Below are 16,135 nucleotides of genomic sequence, written 5' to 3'. Positions count from 1 at the left end.
CTTATCTGTATCTGACCCACCGCTATCGGGAGCAAGCCCCCTCCCACATTTGTAGAGCTAATTCCTGGCTTGTTGCCGCAAGGCAAGGGCCGCCAAGCCACACAGCACCAACGCAACACAGGAGACGTAGAACGCGTCGCTGTAAGCCATCAGGTACGCCTCGCGCCGCACGATACGGATCAGCCCCTCAAGAACCTGCTGCTGGGCGGGTAGCAATTGATTGAAAATAAACGCTTCGCTGTCGGCCATGCTGACGCGCAGACGCTCCTGCAAGGACGGCGAAAACAAGGTGATCGACTCCCCGACCCGCTCGGAGTGAAAGCGTTCGCGCATGGCGACAATCTGCGTCAACCCCGCAGTGCCCACGGCACCACCCAGGTTACGCAGCATGGAGAACAAGGCAGAGGCGGAACCGGCTTCATCCTTGGGCAAGCCGGATACCGCCAGCACCGACAGCGCCACCATGATCAGTGGCTGTCCGATACCGCGCACCACCGTGGAAGGAATGATCACGTTGGCAGCGCTATCCACATCCAGATGCGCCCCCAGATAACACCCCAGCGCCATGATGAAAAAGCCGCTGGCGACCATCAGTTTCGGGTTGAGCCACTTCATCAGGCGTGGCATGAACGGCGCCAGCACCAGTTGCACCATGCCGTAGGCGATCAGGCTGATGCCGATTTCCCGGGCGTTGTAACCCTGCAGCTGGGACAGGTAATTGGGCACCAGAAACACCAGGCCGAAGGTCGCCCCGCCGAAAATGAACATTGCCGCACTGGCCACGCCGAAGTTGTAGCTCTTGAGCAGGCGCAGGTTGATGAAGGAGCGGCTGCCATACAGCTGCGACAGCACGAAATAAACCAGGGCAACGCCTGCGACCAGTGACATCCACACAATGAAATCGGAGCCGAACCAATCCTTGCGCCCGCCTTCTTCCAGCACGATCTGCAAGCCACCCAGGCCGACGATCATGGCCAGGATGCCGCCCCAGTCGCCGCGCTTGAGCAGGCTCAACTGCATGGGCTTGGCGTCGATGGACCACGCCACCGCCAGCAGCAAGAGAATGCCCGGGGCCAGTTGCAGGTAGAAAATCCAGCGCCAGGAATAAGCATCGGTCAGCCACCCGCCGATGGACGGCCCGGCCGCCTGGGCAACGCTGTTGGACAGGGCGAACAAGGCCATGCCCATGGCAATCTTGCTCGGCGGCAGCTCGGTGATGATCAACTGGAATGACAAAGGGATCAGCACCGCGCCGGCCGCGCCCTGGATCACCCGAATGATGATCATCACTTGCAGGTTGGGCGCCCAGGAGCAGGCGATGGACGCCACCAGGAATACAAACGAACCCACCAGCATCACCCGGCGCAGGGAGAACACCTGCACCAGCCAGGCGGTCAGCGGGATCATCACGATCTCCGCGACCAGGTAGGCGGTGGAGATCCACGAGCCTTCCTCAAAGGTCGCCCCCAGGGAGCCTTCGATTTCCGGCAATGCGGCGCTGGTTACGTGCACGTTCATGCCGGCCATGAAACAGCCGAACAGCCCACCGATCACCGCCACCCAGGCGCGAAAGGAGACGCTCTTTTCAGCGTCTTCAGTCATGTGCAACGCCCTGGTTGGCTGGCCGGGTATCGACCGTGGTGACCACCGACATACCCGGCAGGATAGGCCCGCCTTGATCATGCTCATCGATGACAATCTTCACCGGGAAGCGCTGCACGATCTTGGTGAAGTTGCCGGTGGCGTTGTCCGACGGCAACAATGCGAACACCGCCCCCGAACCTGGCGAGTAACTCACCACGTGGCCCTTGAGCTTGCGTCCTGAATAACTGTCGATGCTGATGTCCACGGGTTGGCCGGCGCGCATGTCGCGCAACTGGGTTTCCTTGTAGTTGGCCACCACGTAGGCCTGCTGCAAGGGCACCACCGCCAGCAGCGGCAGGCCTGGCGCGACGTATTGGCGGGTGCGCACTTTGCGCTGCCCCACTACCCCGTCGATGGGCGAGCGGATCAAGGTGTCTTCCTGGGCATGGGTCGCCAGGTTCAACTGCGCCTGGGCCTGGCTGCGCCGGGCAATCTGTTGTTGGAGCGAAGCTTGGGCCAATTGGCGGCGACTGATGGCAACGGTCAACCGGGTTTCCTGTTGACGTTGCATGGCCTTGGCAATTTCCACCGCGGCGCTGGCCTGGGTGTAGCTGGCCGCCGCCGTTTCCAGGCGCTGGGCACTGGCGGCGTGTTCGCGCACCAACCCTTCGTAGCGTCGCTGGTCGAGGCGTGCGCGGTGCAACTCGGCGGCCACGCTGCGGGCGTGGGCCTGGGCCTGGGCAACGCCGGCCTGTTGCTGGGCGATCAGGCTGTCGGTGACGCGCAGGTTGGCCTCTTGCGCCGCCACCGAGGCCTGGGTTTCGGCCAATTGTGCACGGGCCTGTTCCAAGCGTGCCTGGTAGTCACGGTCCTCGATGCGCACCAGCACATCCCCGGCCTTGACGGGCTGGTCGTCCTCCACCAACACCTGGGCCACATACCCGGAAACCTTGGGGCTGATGGGAATCCAGTCGGCACGCACATAGGCATCATCGGTCTGTTCCAGATACCGGCCGACCGTCATCCAGTACACGCCGAACCCCACCGCTGCGATCAACAGCGCCGCGCCGCCCAGCAGGATCAGGTGCCGTTTGCGACGTTGCCTGCGCGTATGCGCCGATTCATCCTGGACAGCAGTTTTTTCTTCAACGGCGATATTCATGGCTGGGTACCGGAAAAAGTGGTGTAAGCGTGGGTGGGAGCTGAAGGTTGCCAACCACCGCCAAGCGCCTGAAACAGGCTGATCTGGCGTTGCAGCAACTGGCCGTCGGCGTCGGCGCGAGTGGCCTGTAGGCGGATCAGTTCACGCTCGCTGTCCAGCACGTCCAGAAAGTCGATAGACCCCGCGTCGTAGTTGAATTGGGCCAACCTGTAGGCGTGGCGGCTGCTGTCCAGTGCCTGGCTCAAGGCTGCGTGACGCTGGCGCTCGCCGTCGTATAACGCCAGGGCCTGGCGCACCTCCTTGAGAGCCTTGAGTACGCTGGCCTCGAATTGCGCCACCTCCACCTGTTCAAGCGCCCGCGCCTGCTTGACCCGCGCGCGGTTGGCGCGCCAATTGGGGAACTGCCAGGTGATCAGCGGGCCAATGCCGAACATCACCGCGCTGCTGTTGCCCAGCTCATGGGGCCTGTTGGCCGATGAAGACACCGAGGCGCCGAAGGTCACCTTCGGATACAGGTCGGCCTGCACGATATCCACTTGCAGCGTGGCCGCCTGCAATGCTCGCTCGGCCTGACGGATATCGGGGCGGCGCGCCAATAATTGCCAGCCATCGCCCACCGGCAGTTCGGCATTGAGTTGCGGCACCACTTCACAGGTCGCAGCGCCAGCGCCTTGCTCAAGGTCGGCGACGCCGGTGAGCATCGCCAGCTCGTACAGCGCTGCTTGCCGACGCGCCTCGAGCATCGGCAGCAAGGCCAAGGTTTCGCCCTGCAGGGCTTGCATGCACGTGTATTCAAGGTCCGTCACCACACCGGCCTGGCGCTGGCGATCGATCAACGCCAGGCTGCGCCCGACCACGTCCAACGAATGACGCTGAACCTTGGCACGTGCACCGAGGGCGCAAGCATTCACATAGGCGCGGGTGGTCTGCGCCACGACCGTGATGCGTAACAGGTCTTCGGCATCCTGCGCCGCCGCGGCTTGCACCTGAGCTCGTTCGATCGTGCGCTGAACCTGGCCCCACACATCCACTTGATACGCCAATTCCATGCCGGGGTTGAACGCCCATTCCGACGGTGCATGGCTATCGGTGGCCTTGGCCAGGGTCTGATCATCGGCGGTCTTGCCATAAGCCGCCCCCAGTGACGCCTGGGTGGCCGGCCAACGTTCGGCATCGGCCTGCATGATCCCGGCCAGCATCGCTTGCACATGGGCCTGGGCCGCCGCCAGGTCGCGGTTGTGCAGCAATGCCTGCTGCACCAGCGCATCGAGCTGCGGATCGTTGTACAACTGCCACCAGCGTTCGGGTAATGCCTGGGCCGATACGCCTTGCGGCAAGTGGCTCAGGGCATTGATGCGCTCTGGATGTGGCTGTGCGGGCGCATGGGCAACCCAGGACGAACAACCCGCCGACAACGCCAGCGCAATGCCCAGCAGCGCCAAACGGCCATGCCATGGGGGAAAAGAAGGCGAACCCATCGAAGAAATCCAGAAGGCCAAGTAGAGACCCAGGGTAAGAGCGCAACGAGGTGCGAATCTCCCGAGTTCCGGACAACCATCGTTTTGATTGGGACAAGGTGCGGGTCTGTAGGAGCGAGCTTGCTCGCGAAAAACGTCAACGATAACGCGTGTTTCCTAAGTAAACGCGGCGCCTATGGGTTTCTCGCGAGCAAGCTCGCTCCTACAGGGGCATTAGGGCAAGCCCCCTCCCACATTTGAACCCAGGCTGACAGGGAAGCCTGTCGCCAAGTCAAATCACACTCATCGACAGTTACTCGGGGTGTAACCCATGGTGCGCTTGAACATCGCAGTAAACGCACTCGGGCTCTGATAGCCATGCTCCAGCGCCACTTCCAGGATCGACACACCACAGGCCAGGCGCTGCATGCTGAGCAAAAGCCGCGTGCGCTTGCGCCATTCGCCATAACTCATGCCCAACTCTTTCTGGAACAGCCGCGCCAGGGTGCGCGAACTCATATTGAGCTGCAGCGCCCAACTCTCCAGTGTCGACTCCTGGGAAGGGTTGTCGATAAAGCCCGCACACAACGACTTGAGCCTCGGCTCATCCGGGATCGGCACATGCGCCAGCACCCGTTGTGCCCGGTCGAGCTCCGAAAAAATCAACTCGACAATCTGCGCGTGGCGCAACAACGCCGGCTCACTGTCGAGCTTATCCCCCGCAGCGACGATCAGCTCACGCAACAGCGGCGAAACCCTGATGACCTCGCACTCCAACGTCAAGCCACGATGCGCGCCCGGCGAGATCAACAAGGTGCGCATACGCACCTCACCGGTCATGCGGATCTGATGCTCCCTCCCCGACGGCACCCACAATGCATGCCCGGAAGGCACCACCCAGGCCGTCGCCTCCACCGACACCAGCATCACGCCGTTGATGGCATAGACGAGCTGGCCCTCGTCATGTCGATGGGGCGCCACGATGTGGCCGTGTTCATAGTTAGCGGCGAGTGCGGCTAGTGGGGTAGGCACGTTCATTTCAGCAGGCCATCGAGGCGTTTGCTGGTCTTGAGAGAAGCGAGCTATGTCGGCAATTGCAGGAAGGGGCTGTGAGCATCATATCGTTTCTCCTTTTTAGGGCAGACCGCCAGGAGCGATCGGCGCGTCTTGAGTGCAGAAACAACCCGCACATCAGAAAAATGCACAAATGCATATTTTCGCCTTGAAAATTTAACTGTATGGATACACAGTATCAACAGGCCTCATCTTATGCCGATCCATCGCTACCGACGAGCAGCGCGGCGAGGCCGAGCCAGAGGGGTAATTCCCAAAAATTGACCGAAATATATATCGATAAGGATATCGACTCATGACTATCGTTCTTCCACCCATCGTCGTCACTGCCACCGAGCCCGGTTACCCGGCAAATCCTGGAGGCCTGCCGTTTCCCGCGCCGAACCCGGCGGTTGTGTTCCAAGGGCAGATGCTGGAACGCTTTGCTTATTATCGCCAGGGGTTGTGGCGCGAGATGCTAATCAAAATCGCCAACGAACAGGTCACCTGGGGAATGACAGGTGGGCCAGCGCCAGGGATTGTCCATGATTTGCAATCGGTGCCGTTTGCAGATAGCTACCTTTACTTTAATCCGGGCCTGACTTCTGGCCATGGTTTGAATTACGCCCAGCAATATTTCCAATCAGGTGGCGTAACCTCCTCTCCAGGCCTCTCGGGCGGTGACCTGACTCCGGTCGCAGCCGTTGGGCACTTCCTTTACGGCAAAGGTACTCCAACCGAAACCTCAATCAACCTATTCGGGCTGAACTCACCGAGTATCTCAAGCGCTGTGTTCAATGATGTTCTAGCCTCAGCGCCAATTGGAACGTCGCCGATTTCCATTGGCAACATTCCTTTTACGCCAGACGCTACGTCCTGGCAGCTTGCAACATGGATAGACAATCTTTCCCTGACCTTGCAAGGCACCCTCAATAAGGGTCAGGACGGTAGTTATCAATTTACCGGCTCCGTATCCGCCGCCAACCACACCTACGATTCGATGCCTGCCGGTTTCAAAGCGGCCATCGGCGAGGCGGCTGCAAATACGCTTCAAAGCGTATTTGACGCTCATGGCGCTACGCCCTTTGAGGTAGTGATCAAAGGCGAAACCGCAGTTACCGTTACCAAAGAGCTCACACCCGATGAAAAGGCTGCCTATACAGACGCAGTCAGCTTCGTATCGACCGCCAATGAGCAAATGCTTCAAAAATATGGTGCCAACTTGAGCAAGGTTGCCCAAGACATGCAAGCTGAGATCGCTGGCAAGAAAATCAGAAGTTATGCAGAAGCAATGGCGACCTTTGAGAAAATCAGCGCCAACCCCGCTATGAAACTCAATGCGTTGGACACCCAAGCAGTGGTCGATGCGCTGAATGCACTGGATAAGGCGACCTTTGCGGATAACATCACCCGTTTGGGCAAAGCATTCGGTGTGGTCGGTAAAGTCGTACAAGCAGAAGCCATTCGCGAGAAAACTGTCTCCGGTTTTCAAACCGGCGACTGGAAGCCTCTTATGCTTGAACTTGAAGCGATGGCAGTCGGCACAGGTGCTGGAATTTTGCTCGCCACCAGCATGGCGTTCTTCTTTCCTGTTTTTGCGTCGGCTGCCGCTGGAGTCGTCGTGGTGGCCATGATGATGGCAGCCACCGCCGCCTATTTTGATGCAGCCAAAGTCGATGAGATCAACAACCTGATTCTTAACTAAAACAAAGGGTCCGGGCGAGCCGAGTCTTGTCCGGACCCAGCGTGTTAGCATTAAAAATCGTACAACGGGATTTCCAAGCAATGAACAAGCCAATCAAACAGACCATACCTCTGCCCTATCTATTCATTGCAATGACCATGGCACCTATATTTTTCATAGCTTTTTTATTTCCTGCAAACGCCACATCCGCGCCCTATGCAAATATTGAAAGCTTCATAAACACTTACCTGCTCGGCGAGGTGGGGTTTTGGTCGTCTAACTTTCCTTTCAGCTCCACAGTGATAACTAACTACATTGGCTTGCTCGGACCGATATTTGCGGTGATCTTTTTTTTGAAGGTCCGCAAGGGGATGATCATCGATGCTGATCAATATGCAAACATGACCATCAGCAAATATCTGTTCGGTTTGATAGTTTTATCGAGTTTTATCTATATGATCGTATCCGTGAGCTATTTTTGCCCGCATGATCTGGCGGCTCACAACTTGAAATGGCGATTGTTTGGCACACACATATTCACATATGCAATATTCTCTTCAGGCGTGCTATTTATTATTTATTTTGTTACTTTGATTTTATATTTCTCCCTATTATACATACCGAGATTTTTAATAAATAAGAATAAACAGCGATAGCTTCACGCCATATAGCAGAAAAAGGGACAGATTTGAACGGCACTTACTTAACAGCTAACCGGCTGATCTGATTACAAAAAAATGAAAAAAGGCCGCCCTTGGCCTACGGTGATAGTTGCGAACACACACCACTAGAACAAGGACAGCCCGCGGGAATCGTAGACGTCAAATCGTCAGGCATCAACAGCAGCGCATTCAGCAGCACACCAAAAACAGCAATGCCCATGCGTTCTTTAAGCTGCTAGCCGATCCGGAGCTGCTACAGCGTGCCGAGTCAGTGATGCCCAAGCATCGTCAACGCTTGTTTCCGCCGACTGAAACACTGTCGATGTTTCTGGCTCAAGCCATGAATGCCGACCGTTCTTGTCAGAAGGCCGTGAATGATTTTTCGATCAAACGTTGCTGCGATGGGCGCATGCAAAACTCTGTTTCCTTGAACCGATCCTTGTCCATAGTCTAGACCTGCTGGAGTTGTCCAAGTCCGGGTAGTCGTGTCAAATTTTAGCTCTACTGCACCACCTGTCGCTTTTGCACCAACTCAAATTTTCCCTTTGATATGATTCCGCCACGGCACAAGCAGCCCCTCCAGCAGGACTCGATCAATAACACCATCATCAATGGCGCCGACAAAAGTAGTATCTAGCTGAAACTCAAAGGAAAGACTTTCTTTTTCAGATAGTTTTTTTACGGCACAGATTAGTTCCTCTACTTCATCTAGATTTTTCGAGTCCATATCAACAGAGAGTATATTTGGTTGCAGTGCTGAATAAATTTCCAACATTCCACCCACTACTTCCGCGCCCCCTTCGTCTATCGCGTCAATAAAGGTTGGCGGGGCAACGCTCCATATTCTTGACGCGGCGACCTCATTCACAAGCTGCCGCACATTAGATCTAATGGACTGATCCAAATCCTGAGCCACGTAGAAAATAAACTTTTGCTTCTCATGCTCTAGCGGTACGGAATGCATTATTCAGCTCCTTTTTTCGGAGGGTATGCCGGGAGAGCCGACCCTGGACCGCCCGGATTATATCTAAACCCTCCTGGCATATGCGCGTCCAAATGCCGTGTATCAGGCAGTGGCACAGTAAGTGGAGACCCCTGAACATGGTGCATAGGAATTCTCTCGCCCTTTAGCCCTGCATCTTCAGGAAAAACCTTAACCCATGTATCGTCGACTTTTGGAGTCCTTCCTTTAGCAATCGCGGCCCGATTTTCAGTACTTAAGATTTGACCATACCCAAGGTCATCCCAGTTATCACGCAGTGCTCTCCAGTCTGCGGCATTTGTACGAACAACACCTGTCCGAGTCGCACCAGAAGTAACAATAGGCGCGGGAGGCACTACTTCGCCTGTCGCTTTTGCACCGCCGGTTTCAGCGTTAACCTTACTCCAGTACGCCTCTGATTTACCAGCCTGCGCACCTGCTGTCTCACCCTCTCGAAGCGTAGGCTGTTTAGGACGCACGCCTCCAGCAACACCACCAGCTATGCCTGCAATATAAGGCTCATAGGTGTTAACCAACGTATGGAGCTTATCCAGATTCTCATACGCCCTAGCCTCCAATGTCTGCTTGTAGTTAAAACACACATCTGTTTGGCAGTTGAGCGATTTAAGCGCAAACAAACCACCTTCGAGCGTTGTTATCTGAGACTTTGCCCACGCCGGGCCAGCGGTTTTCATGGCCTCTTCATAATTTCCGAGGCTGATATCGTCGTACTTACCTGCCTTCCACGTTTTCTGCTGGCACGTCACGTCTTTCCCGCAGATATTCATATCTGCTACAAAATCGGCGGCATCTTCATGATTTAAGCTGTTGTAATTGGTGGCATTCTGAGCAGCCCATGCGGCAACTTGAAGATTTTTCGTGTCGGCGCCACCATCAACAACTGCTGCTGCAGCGACACCAATCAGTTGAGCGGCGGTGGTTAGAAGGACGTCCCGCTTCTCAGGGCTTATATCGGTAGCCAAGCGGCGTAGATGGTTTGCCAGTGCTTCGTTAGCTCCGGCGGCGATAGCCCCGCTAACAAAATCTCCTCCGGCCACCTCCGCGATAAATCCACCAACGAGCGCGTGGGTAGCTACTTTTTCGATGCTGCCCGTCTTCAAACCTATTTCACCAACTGCGTTGAAGCTGGTGGCCGCTAATGTATTGAATAACACGCTGGTGAGTGCATCACCCAAATCGGCATCCTGACCCAGCGCTTTTTTAAGCACGGTCGATGTGCCGTTCTGTAGCGTCTGGTTGGCCGCAAACTGCCCTACGCCCTTCAGCGTATTAGTTGTAAGTCGATTTTTCCGGAAGCTTGAGTCGTTTTACTTCCCGTCCAACCGTCAAAATATGCCGCCGTGAAACCTGCTGTGAGGCCAGATACTGCGTATCCCTTCATCGCATCAGACGAAGTGACGTCTTTAAATACCGCGCCGAGGTTGCCGCGATTATTAACCGCACTCACCGTGGCATTAGTCGCAGCACCTGCGGCAATAGCGCCCGTGCCAGCCGCGACGCCAATACCAGCCCCTGCGGTGGTCATTGCCCCCATGGCTGCAGGTCCAACAAATGCAGCCATCACAATCGCAATAATGATCTGCGAAGCCGGCCCCAGCCCCGAGTTGCTGTACTTGAAGCTGTCGTGAATCTCCTTGACCTGCCTCCAGTCCACATCCCCACGAGCCTCGGCCTCTTTAATCCAGGCCAATTGCGGATCGGCCTTGACCATCGCATCAATCGATTGGCTGACGGTTTGCTGGTTGACCTGCCTGACGTCGATCTCCAGGCCTTCCACCGCCTTGATCGCGATATTTCCCTCAGCCACCATTTGGGTCTGGCGCAGGGTCTCATCTGTATTTCCTTTTCCTTTTGACGATGTCCAGAACGCATCTCCCTTGCTCTTCTCGTGGCTCTCCTGATGCAGATCCTTCACCGCCTCAAACTCGACCGCCCCCCCACTGACAATCGCAATATCCCCCCCACTCTCAAGCTTCGCCGCCTGATACTTCTGATCCCCACCGCTCTCCAGCGTCAAATCTCCCCCAGTCTTGACCTCACTCCCGACATTCTTCACATCGGTCACTTCATCACGCTGGGTCTTCTTGCTGCCCCAATTACCCTTCTTGCTCATGTCATACAGCGAGTAGTGGCTGTCCTGCGCCGCCAGCATTTGCAGTTCGTTATCAGCGTGCACATAGGCTTCATTGCCGGCGCTGATTTTGCTGGCGACCAGCGTGAGGTCGGTGCCGGCGATGGCGATCAGGTCGCCGCCAGTGACCAGGCTCACGTCCTGGCCCTGGATCAGCGCGCCGTTGGGGGCCAGGCGGTTGTTGGCCTGGGCCAGGTAGAGCACCGGGGTCAGGACTTTCTGGCCGTTGACCTCGGCTTCTTCCATCCACACGATGTCGTGGGTCAGCGCCGCGACTTGCTCGGCAGACAGCGACACGCCCAGTTGCAGGTTGAGCGAGTCCTTGTAAGAGATGGCGTTGTCCATCAGGTAGCGGAACAGTTGGTCATCGCTGGCGAGGCCATTGATGTAGCGTTGGCCCGTGCGGGCCACCACGGCTTCGCGGATCAGGCGTTGCTCGTACAGGCCGTCGCCCAGGCGCTTCCAGCTGGCGTCAGGGTCGTAGCCCAGTTTGCCGAGCAGGTAGTCGGAGCTCATGAATTGCTTGAGGTCGGTGAGCGCCGGGTTGGTTTCGATCAGGTACTTGTGGCTGTTGTCTACCGGGGCTATGTCCGGCATTCCTTGAACGCGGGTGACGGAGGGCGCGCGGTTGTCCAACGCCAGCGGGCCCTGGCCGTTGACTGCCCCGCTGAGGGGCTGGCCGTCGAGGTTGAAACCGCGTTCTTGCACGGCGCTGTAGTCGAGGGTTTTCTCGCGGCGATCAGATAGAGTTGTTACAAGGATAGTTTGGTGACTTGCACCGTCTCATACCGCAGGCTTATAGTCCGCCGGTCGCCCACATGGCGATTCAGGTTTGGCGACCTGACGGTAGAGAATGCGCAAGCTGGTGGCTTTTTTGCAGCCACTTGCGCGGCTGCAAAGTCGTTTTATGACGGCTGTGCGCGGGAGACCCTCGGGTCTGCCGGTTTTCTCTACTGCCGGTTCGCCAACCTGCGTACAGCTGTCACCCATTCGTTTGGCGACGATTGAGTGATCGCATTTATCACTTAAGTAGAGAGCTTAAACATGAACCGATACATGCCATTAACAGGCCACGACTCAACCATTCCCGCGCTGGTGATCGACACCCAAGCTCCCGTTGATGTCCTCTATGATGCAGCCGCATATCGTATTCGAGCGGTGACTCAGTTTTTGGAAAACCTGGCGTTTCGGGAGCAGATTAGTAGTGATGCGGTTGTGCTTCACGATTTTGCATTGCTGCTGGCCATCCCTCTGAGGGATGGGTGTGATTTGTTGGATGTAATTAGTCGAAAAATGAGTTCGCAGGATTCATAAATAAAAAAGGGCGGTCTGCAACCGCCCGCTTGACTAAGCTCAAGCTCGTCAAGTGCACAAATAAAAAATAAATTATTAAAGAGCTATAATACGCCAAACCACTTCTAAACCAATAGAGCAAAAAACCAAACCCGCCCAACTTCCACTTTTGGCTAGTACGGAACAGCGAGCGCCAAGCAAGACTTCATGCAGGGAGCCCGGCTATTAGCTCATTTACCTTGGTGATATCTTCTGGATGAAGTTGGAGGTATTTCTCGCAAGCGAGCCTCACAAGACGGTAACCATCCGTTTCGGAAACAACAACTTCCCCATCAAAAACACCAAACATCAATCCATCGAATTTTAGTTCCTCATCTGAACCTTCTAGGTCCGGCAGATGAAAGTATGCCTCATCAAAACAAAAGCCAACACCATCAGCAAGCAAAGACAACCCGCACAAAAACTTCTTACTCATATTTATAGAGTTAAAGAATTCCTTAACAACCCAAAACTCATCATTATCATAATCGATACCTTTAAAAATATACTCACTTAAGACCCCCTCACCTGCGAAATCACTAGCCATTCAGTTAGCCTCCGGAAAGAAATTTTTCACAGTCTTACCGTCCAAGTAAACTCTAAACTTCACACCGCCTGCTGCTGCCGTGTACTCTCTCAACCCCTGTGAAATTGCTGAGTTGTATCCACTAGCAGCGGCCTGCTGCCCAAGGTCCAATATTTTTGAATCAGTAAACACCTTGGGATCATAAACAGTTTTTGTAAACACCTCTGCTTTATAGCCAGTCACATTTCCTGCTCTGTCATAAGCTGGAATTTGATATTTAATCTCGGATATTCCATTTACCCCTCCCGGAGTCTGGCTAACAACCTTGGCCCCGTTCTGGGTTGCGGCCTGAGAAAAAGCATCAAGATTGTGGGTTCCATTTATCCCTTTCCTCTGAGTTAACCCATCAAAACCACTCAGGTGATTTTTGATACTTGGATTAAAACTCATCCCCTCAGGGAACGTGGCTACTCCTTTTGCACTCGCATCTACAATATTCCTATCAACCAGCGTACCAGCTTCCGAATCAGTCCGCGCACTCGTCCCGTTTGGATTTTTAGACGGTGTCTCTTTCGCCGCACTCGCCATCGCACGCTTATAAGCCAACGCCCCAGCCGCAGTCCCTAACCCCACCGCCAGCGCGACTTTCAGGTCATCCGTGATGGCTTGCGCCTGCGCATCACTAAGCCCCCATTTGGCTTTGAGCGAATCAACCATCGCGCCTACCGAATGCTCAGTGGTAGCAGTGGCCAACATCTCCTGGAATTCATAATTTGAATTTATGAGGCTTTGTACTGCGTCTCGGGCCTTCGGTGAGCCGTAATCGACGATGTCCTTGATGGGGTCCAGGTCCGCCATAGTATTGGCGACCACTTTGGAATGGTCAGCGCAAGACGATGGAGTGGCCCGGCAGCTGGCTATCGCCTCCAGGTCCTGTTGAATACTCAGCTCTTTGAACTTACGCGTGGTGTCTTCAATACAGGCATCAGAGGTACACGCCGCTATCTTTTTCGCCGCTCTCTCAAGTTGGTTGTGAGACAGGTAGTTATATTGCGTAGAGTTCTGTGCAATCCATTTCCCTTGCTCCAGAGTGGCTGCATCTGCATCCTTCTGCCCGGCAGCGGCCAGTACACCCACGATCTGCGAACTCATCGTCAGCAACTCTTCGTTGCCTTTAACCAATGCATCCAAGTGGGTAACCAGTGCCTCGTTCGCTCCCGCCGCCAACGCACCGGTTTTAAAATCGCCGTCTGTAGCCTCAGCCAGCAAACCACCCACCATCGCGTGAATCGCAACCTTAGGTACCGAGCCATCGGCAATTACACCTTCGGTGTAATTTCCCACTAGGTTGAAACTGGCTGCCGCCAACGTATTGAACAGTGCACTTTTCAGCGCATCGCTGGCACTGCCGCCCTGCCCCAGCGCCTTGCTCAGCAGCATGGATGTGCCGCTTTGCAACGTCTGGTTGGCGGCAAATTTACCGACACCGCTCCACGTATTCAGTAGACCTGGCGTCGTGACTTTCCCAGTGATTGTGTTTGTTTGAGTCCCCGTCCAATCACCAAAATAAGCCGCGGTCATGCCAGCAGTGACGCCAGCAATCACATATCAGCGTGCACATAGGCTTCATTGCCGGCGCTGATTTTGCTGGCGACTAGCGTGAGGTCGGTGCCGGCAATGGCGATCAGGTCGCCACCGGCTTTGAGCTCGGCGCTTTGTTGGGTGACGTCGTCCAGTTGGGTGGTGGTTTTGGTGCCGCCTTTTTTGCCTTTGGAGTAGTCGTGCTGTTCGTTGGCGGCGGCGGCCAGGGTCAGGTTTTCGCCGGCCTTGACGCTGAGGTCTTTGGCGGCGCTGACGGTGCTGGCGACCACGGCGATGTCGCGGCGGGCGTCGATGGCGAGGTTGCCGCCCACGTCCACGGAGGAGGCGTGTTGCAGGATAGTTTGCTCGGTGCCGCTGATGCGGCGGCGTTGGTAGGCGTAATCGTCCTGTTCGGTCTGGCTTGCGATCAATACGTCACGCCCTGCGGTCGCGCTGGCGTTGCCACCGGCTTTCAGGTTGCTGCCGAGGTTGAGCACGTCGCGGCCGGCGTTCAGTTTGAGCGTGTCGGTGGCTTCGAAGCGGGAGGCTTCGCTGGCCACGTCGTTGCGCAGTTGGTAGCCCTGGCCGTCCTGTTTGAAGGTGGTGACGGTGCGTTCGTTGATGATGGCAAACTAACATCGTCCGCCCCTCACGCCAATAAACCGACTGTACTTTAGGAAATTTCTTAAAAACTGCTTAAGCAGCTGAAAAAAAAGAAAAAACAAGAAAACAGTAAAGAATTTCGTTTGAAGTTTCGGGTTGGTTTCCGACCAGCGGTATCAGATTTGATACGCACTAAACACACACACGAACGACCGGACTATCGGTCAGCGCCGGTCCGCGTATGAGTATTTGAATTTAAGGAATGCTTTTTGGACTGCGACGGAATCTGAGCAAGAGATGACTCAGCGTCGACTCGGACCCGCCAAGTGACAGGCAAAAAAAAACCCGGAAATCCTCACTTACGTGGGCCTTCCGGATTTTCTAAACCGCCAAAAATGGTGGGTCGTGTGGGATTCGAACCTACGACCAATTGGTTAAAAGCCAACTGCTCTACCAACTGAGCTAACGACCCGCTGTGTGGTGGCGCGTATAATACTGATTTCTAAGGATTATTCAACACCTTATTTGAAATAAATCAGAAAAAACGCATTTGAACGGTAATTCGGTCGGTAGAACGCCTCTCGCAGCCGCCTGATCAACGTCCCGGCTCGTCGTTCCACAGGTACTTATGCAGCTGCAATTGCAGGCGCACCGGCAGGTTGTCGGCCACGACCCAGTCAGCCAGGTCGCGAGCGTTGAGGTCGTGGTGGCTGGGCGAGAACAGCACCTCGCCCGCGCGACGGTCCAGGCCGTATTGGATCAGCTTGGAGCTGGCCCAGTCATAATCGTCGCGGGAACAGATGACGAACTTGACCTGATCATTGGCCGTCAGCAAGTCGATGTTCTCGTAGCGGTTGCGGTGGGCTTCCTTGGAGTCGGGGGTCTTGAGGTCGACCACTCGGCTGACACGCGGGTCGACCGCAGAGATGTCCAGGGCGCCGCTGGTTTCCAGTGAGACCTCGTAACCCGCGTCACACAGCTGCTTGAGCAAAGGAATGGCATTGGGTTGCGCCAATGGCTCACCGCCCGTCACGCAGACGTAGCGCGGCCGGTAGCCGGCAACCTGTTCCAGGATGTCGTCGAGGGTGCGCACGGTGCCGCCGCTGAAGGCGTAGGCGCTGTCGCAGTATTGGCAACGCAATGGGCAGCCGGTCAACCGTACGAATACGGTAGGCAGGCCAGCAGTGCGCGTTTCACCCTGCAACGAGTAAAAGACTTCGGTAATACGTAATGTGTCTTGCATAGTCGCCACGGGCGTAACAGCTAAACAGGCTGTCCGCCTCCGTCAGGCACTTCAAGGGATTGCGCCAACGCGCCAACCCCAGGAAGCGTATTTCATAAAAGGGCGTGGATTCTA

The 16,135-nt window shown here is 55.7% G+C and carries 12 protein-coding genes, 1 tRNA gene and 3 pseudogenes; 4 read left to right on the top strand and 12 right to left on the bottom strand.

Features of this window, described 5'->3' with window-relative positions; genetic code table 11:
* Positions 1–57 precede the first annotated feature (57 nt).
* The 4 genes from KVH01_RS15140 to KVH01_RS15125 all read right to left on the bottom strand — a co-directional run bounded on the left by KVH01_RS15140 (position 58) and on the right by KVH01_RS15125 (position 5,241).
* A complete protein-coding gene (locus KVH01_RS15140) occupies positions 58–1,602 on the bottom strand; it encodes an MDR family MFS transporter (protein ID WP_217881936.1) in 1,545 nt (514 codons plus the stop codon).
* Complete coding sequence (locus KVH01_RS15135) at positions 1,595–2,746, bottom strand: HlyD family secretion protein (protein WP_217881935.1); 1,152 nt, start codon at positions 2,744–2,746, stop codon at positions 1,595–1,597. Before KVH01_RS15135 ends, KVH01_RS15140 begins: the two co-directional genes overlap by 8 nt.
* Positions 2,743–4,224 carry a TolC family protein gene (locus KVH01_RS15130; protein WP_217881934.1) on the bottom strand — a complete coding sequence of 494 codons (1,482 nt, stop codon included), beginning with the start codon at positions 4,222–4,224 and terminating at the stop codon, positions 2,743–2,745. The genes KVH01_RS15135 and KVH01_RS15130 overlap by 4 nt, the downstream gene beginning before the upstream one ends.
* Before the next feature lie 282 nt (positions 4,225–4,506).
* Positions 4,507–5,241 (bottom strand): AraC family transcriptional regulator, encoded by a 735-nt coding sequence (locus KVH01_RS15125; RefSeq protein WP_217881933.1) that lies wholly within the window; start codon positions 5,239–5,241, stop codon positions 4,507–4,509.
* 331 nt (positions 5,242–5,572) lie between these two features.
* On the opposite strand from KVH01_RS15125, the gene KVH01_RS15120 reads away from it, so the two are divergent.
* The 3 genes and pseudogenes from KVH01_RS15120 to KVH01_RS15110 form a co-directional block, all read left to right on the top strand.
* On the top strand, positions 5,573–6,961 hold the full coding sequence (locus KVH01_RS15120) for a lipid II-degrading bacteriocin (protein ID WP_217881932.1): 1,389 nt from the start codon (positions 5,573–5,575) through the stop codon (positions 6,959–6,961).
* 80 nt (positions 6,962–7,041) lie between these two features.
* A complete protein-coding gene (locus KVH01_RS15115) occupies positions 7,042–7,596 on the top strand; it encodes a hypothetical protein (protein ID WP_217881931.1) in 555 nt (184 codons plus the stop codon).
* 115 nt (positions 7,597–7,711) lie between these two features.
* Positions 7,712–8,023 (top strand): annotated as a pseudogene (locus KVH01_RS15110) (hypothetical protein); the annotation flags it as partial.
* 111 nt (positions 8,024–8,134) lie between these two features.
* On the opposite strand, the gene KVH01_RS15105 reads toward KVH01_RS15110, so the two are convergent.
* The 3 genes and pseudogenes from KVH01_RS15105 to KVH01_RS15100 all read right to left on the bottom strand — a co-directional run.
* Positions 8,135–8,566, bottom strand: coding sequence for a hypothetical protein (locus KVH01_RS15105; protein WP_217881930.1), 432 nt, complete (start codon positions 8,564–8,566; stop codon positions 8,135–8,137).
* Positions 8,566–9,507 carry a hypothetical protein gene (locus KVH01_RS30840; protein WP_455430333.1) on the bottom strand — a complete coding sequence of 314 codons (942 nt, stop codon included), beginning with the start codon at positions 9,505–9,507 and terminating at the stop codon, positions 8,566–8,568. The genes KVH01_RS15105 and KVH01_RS30840 overlap by 1 nt, the downstream gene beginning before the upstream one ends.
* Positions 9,487–11,444, bottom strand: a pseudogene (locus KVH01_RS15100) (DUF637 domain-containing protein); the annotation flags it as partial. The pseudogene KVH01_RS15100 and the gene KVH01_RS30840, both read right to left, overlap by 21 nt.
* Positions 11,445–11,792: 348 nt before the next feature.
* Between KVH01_RS15100 and KVH01_RS15095 the strand changes: the two are divergent.
* Positions 11,793–12,050, top strand: coding sequence for a hypothetical protein (locus KVH01_RS15095; RefSeq protein ID WP_217882032.1), 258 nt, complete (start codon positions 11,793–11,795; stop codon positions 12,048–12,050).
* Positions 12,051–12,234: 184 nt separating this feature from the next.
* Here the strand turns inward: KVH01_RS15095 and cdiI are convergent, their stop codons facing one another.
* From cdiI to queE, 5 genes and pseudogenes are all read right to left on the bottom strand, one after another.
* On the bottom strand, positions 12,235–12,615 hold the full coding sequence (cdiI, locus tag KVH01_RS15090; RefSeq protein WP_217881929.1) for a ribonuclease toxin immunity protein CdiI: 381 nt from the start codon (positions 12,613–12,615) through the stop codon (positions 12,235–12,237).
* A pseudogene (locus KVH01_RS30445) lies at positions 12,616–14,202 on the bottom strand (DUF637 domain-containing protein); the annotation flags it as partial.
* Entirely contained in the window at positions 14,196–14,798 is a 603-nt protein-coding gene (locus tag KVH01_RS15075; protein ID WP_404822070.1) for a hemagglutinin repeat-containing protein, read from the bottom strand. The pseudogene KVH01_RS30445 and the gene KVH01_RS15075, both read right to left, overlap by 7 nt.
* 376 nt (positions 14,799–15,174) lie before the next feature.
* Positions 15,175–15,250, bottom strand: a tRNA-Lys gene (locus tag KVH01_RS15070).
* 123 nt (positions 15,251–15,373) lie between these two features.
* On the bottom strand, positions 15,374–16,021 hold the full coding sequence (gene queE / locus KVH01_RS15065) for a 7-carboxy-7-deazaguanine synthase QueE (RefSeq protein ID WP_217881927.1): 648 nt from the start codon (positions 16,019–16,021) through the stop codon (positions 15,374–15,376).
* Positions 16,022–16,135 lie beyond the last annotated feature (114 nt).

It is taken from the genome of Pseudomonas khavaziana (genome assembly GCF_019145205.1).
GTDB classification, from domain to species: Bacteria; Pseudomonadota; Gammaproteobacteria; order Pseudomonadales; family Pseudomonadaceae; genus Aquipseudomonas; species Aquipseudomonas khavaziana.
Note: the sequence above shows the minus strand (reverse complement) of the source record. Positions and strands in the feature narration are given on the sequence as shown.

Coding starts and splice junctions, on each gene's coding strand:
- KVH01_RS15140 (WP_217881936.1), bottom strand. CDS start 1,602: ATGACTGAAGACGCTGAAAAGAGCGTCTCCTTTCGCGCCTGGGTGGCG.
- KVH01_RS15135 (WP_217881935.1), bottom strand. CDS start 2,746: ATGAATATCGCCGTTGAAGAAAAAACTGCTGTCCAGGATGAATCGGCG.
- KVH01_RS15130 (WP_217881934.1), bottom strand. CDS start 4,224: ATGGGTTCGCCTTCTTTTCCCCCATGGCATGGCCGTTTGGCGCTGCTG.
- KVH01_RS15125 (WP_217881933.1), bottom strand. CDS start 5,241: ATGAACGTGCCTACCCCACTAGCCGCACTCGCCGCTAACTATGAACAC.
- KVH01_RS15120 (WP_217881932.1), top strand. CDS start 5,573: ATGACTATCGTTCTTCCACCCATCGTCGTCACTGCCACCGAGCCCGGT.
- KVH01_RS15115 (WP_217881931.1), top strand. CDS start 7,042: ATGAACAAGCCAATCAAACAGACCATACCTCTGCCCTATCTATTCATT.
- KVH01_RS15105 (WP_217881930.1), bottom strand. CDS start 8,566: ATGCATTCCGTACCGCTAGAGCATGAGAAGCAAAAGTTTATTTTCTAC.
- KVH01_RS15095 (WP_217882032.1), top strand. CDS start 11,793: ATGCCATTAACAGGCCACGACTCAACCATTCCCGCGCTGGTGATCGAC.
- cdiI (WP_217881929.1), bottom strand. CDS start 12,615: ATGGCTAGTGATTTCGCAGGTGAGGGGGTCTTAAGTGAGTATATTTTT.
- queE (WP_217881927.1), bottom strand. CDS start 16,021: ATGCAAGACACATTACGTATTACCGAAGTCTTTTACTCGTTGCAGGGT.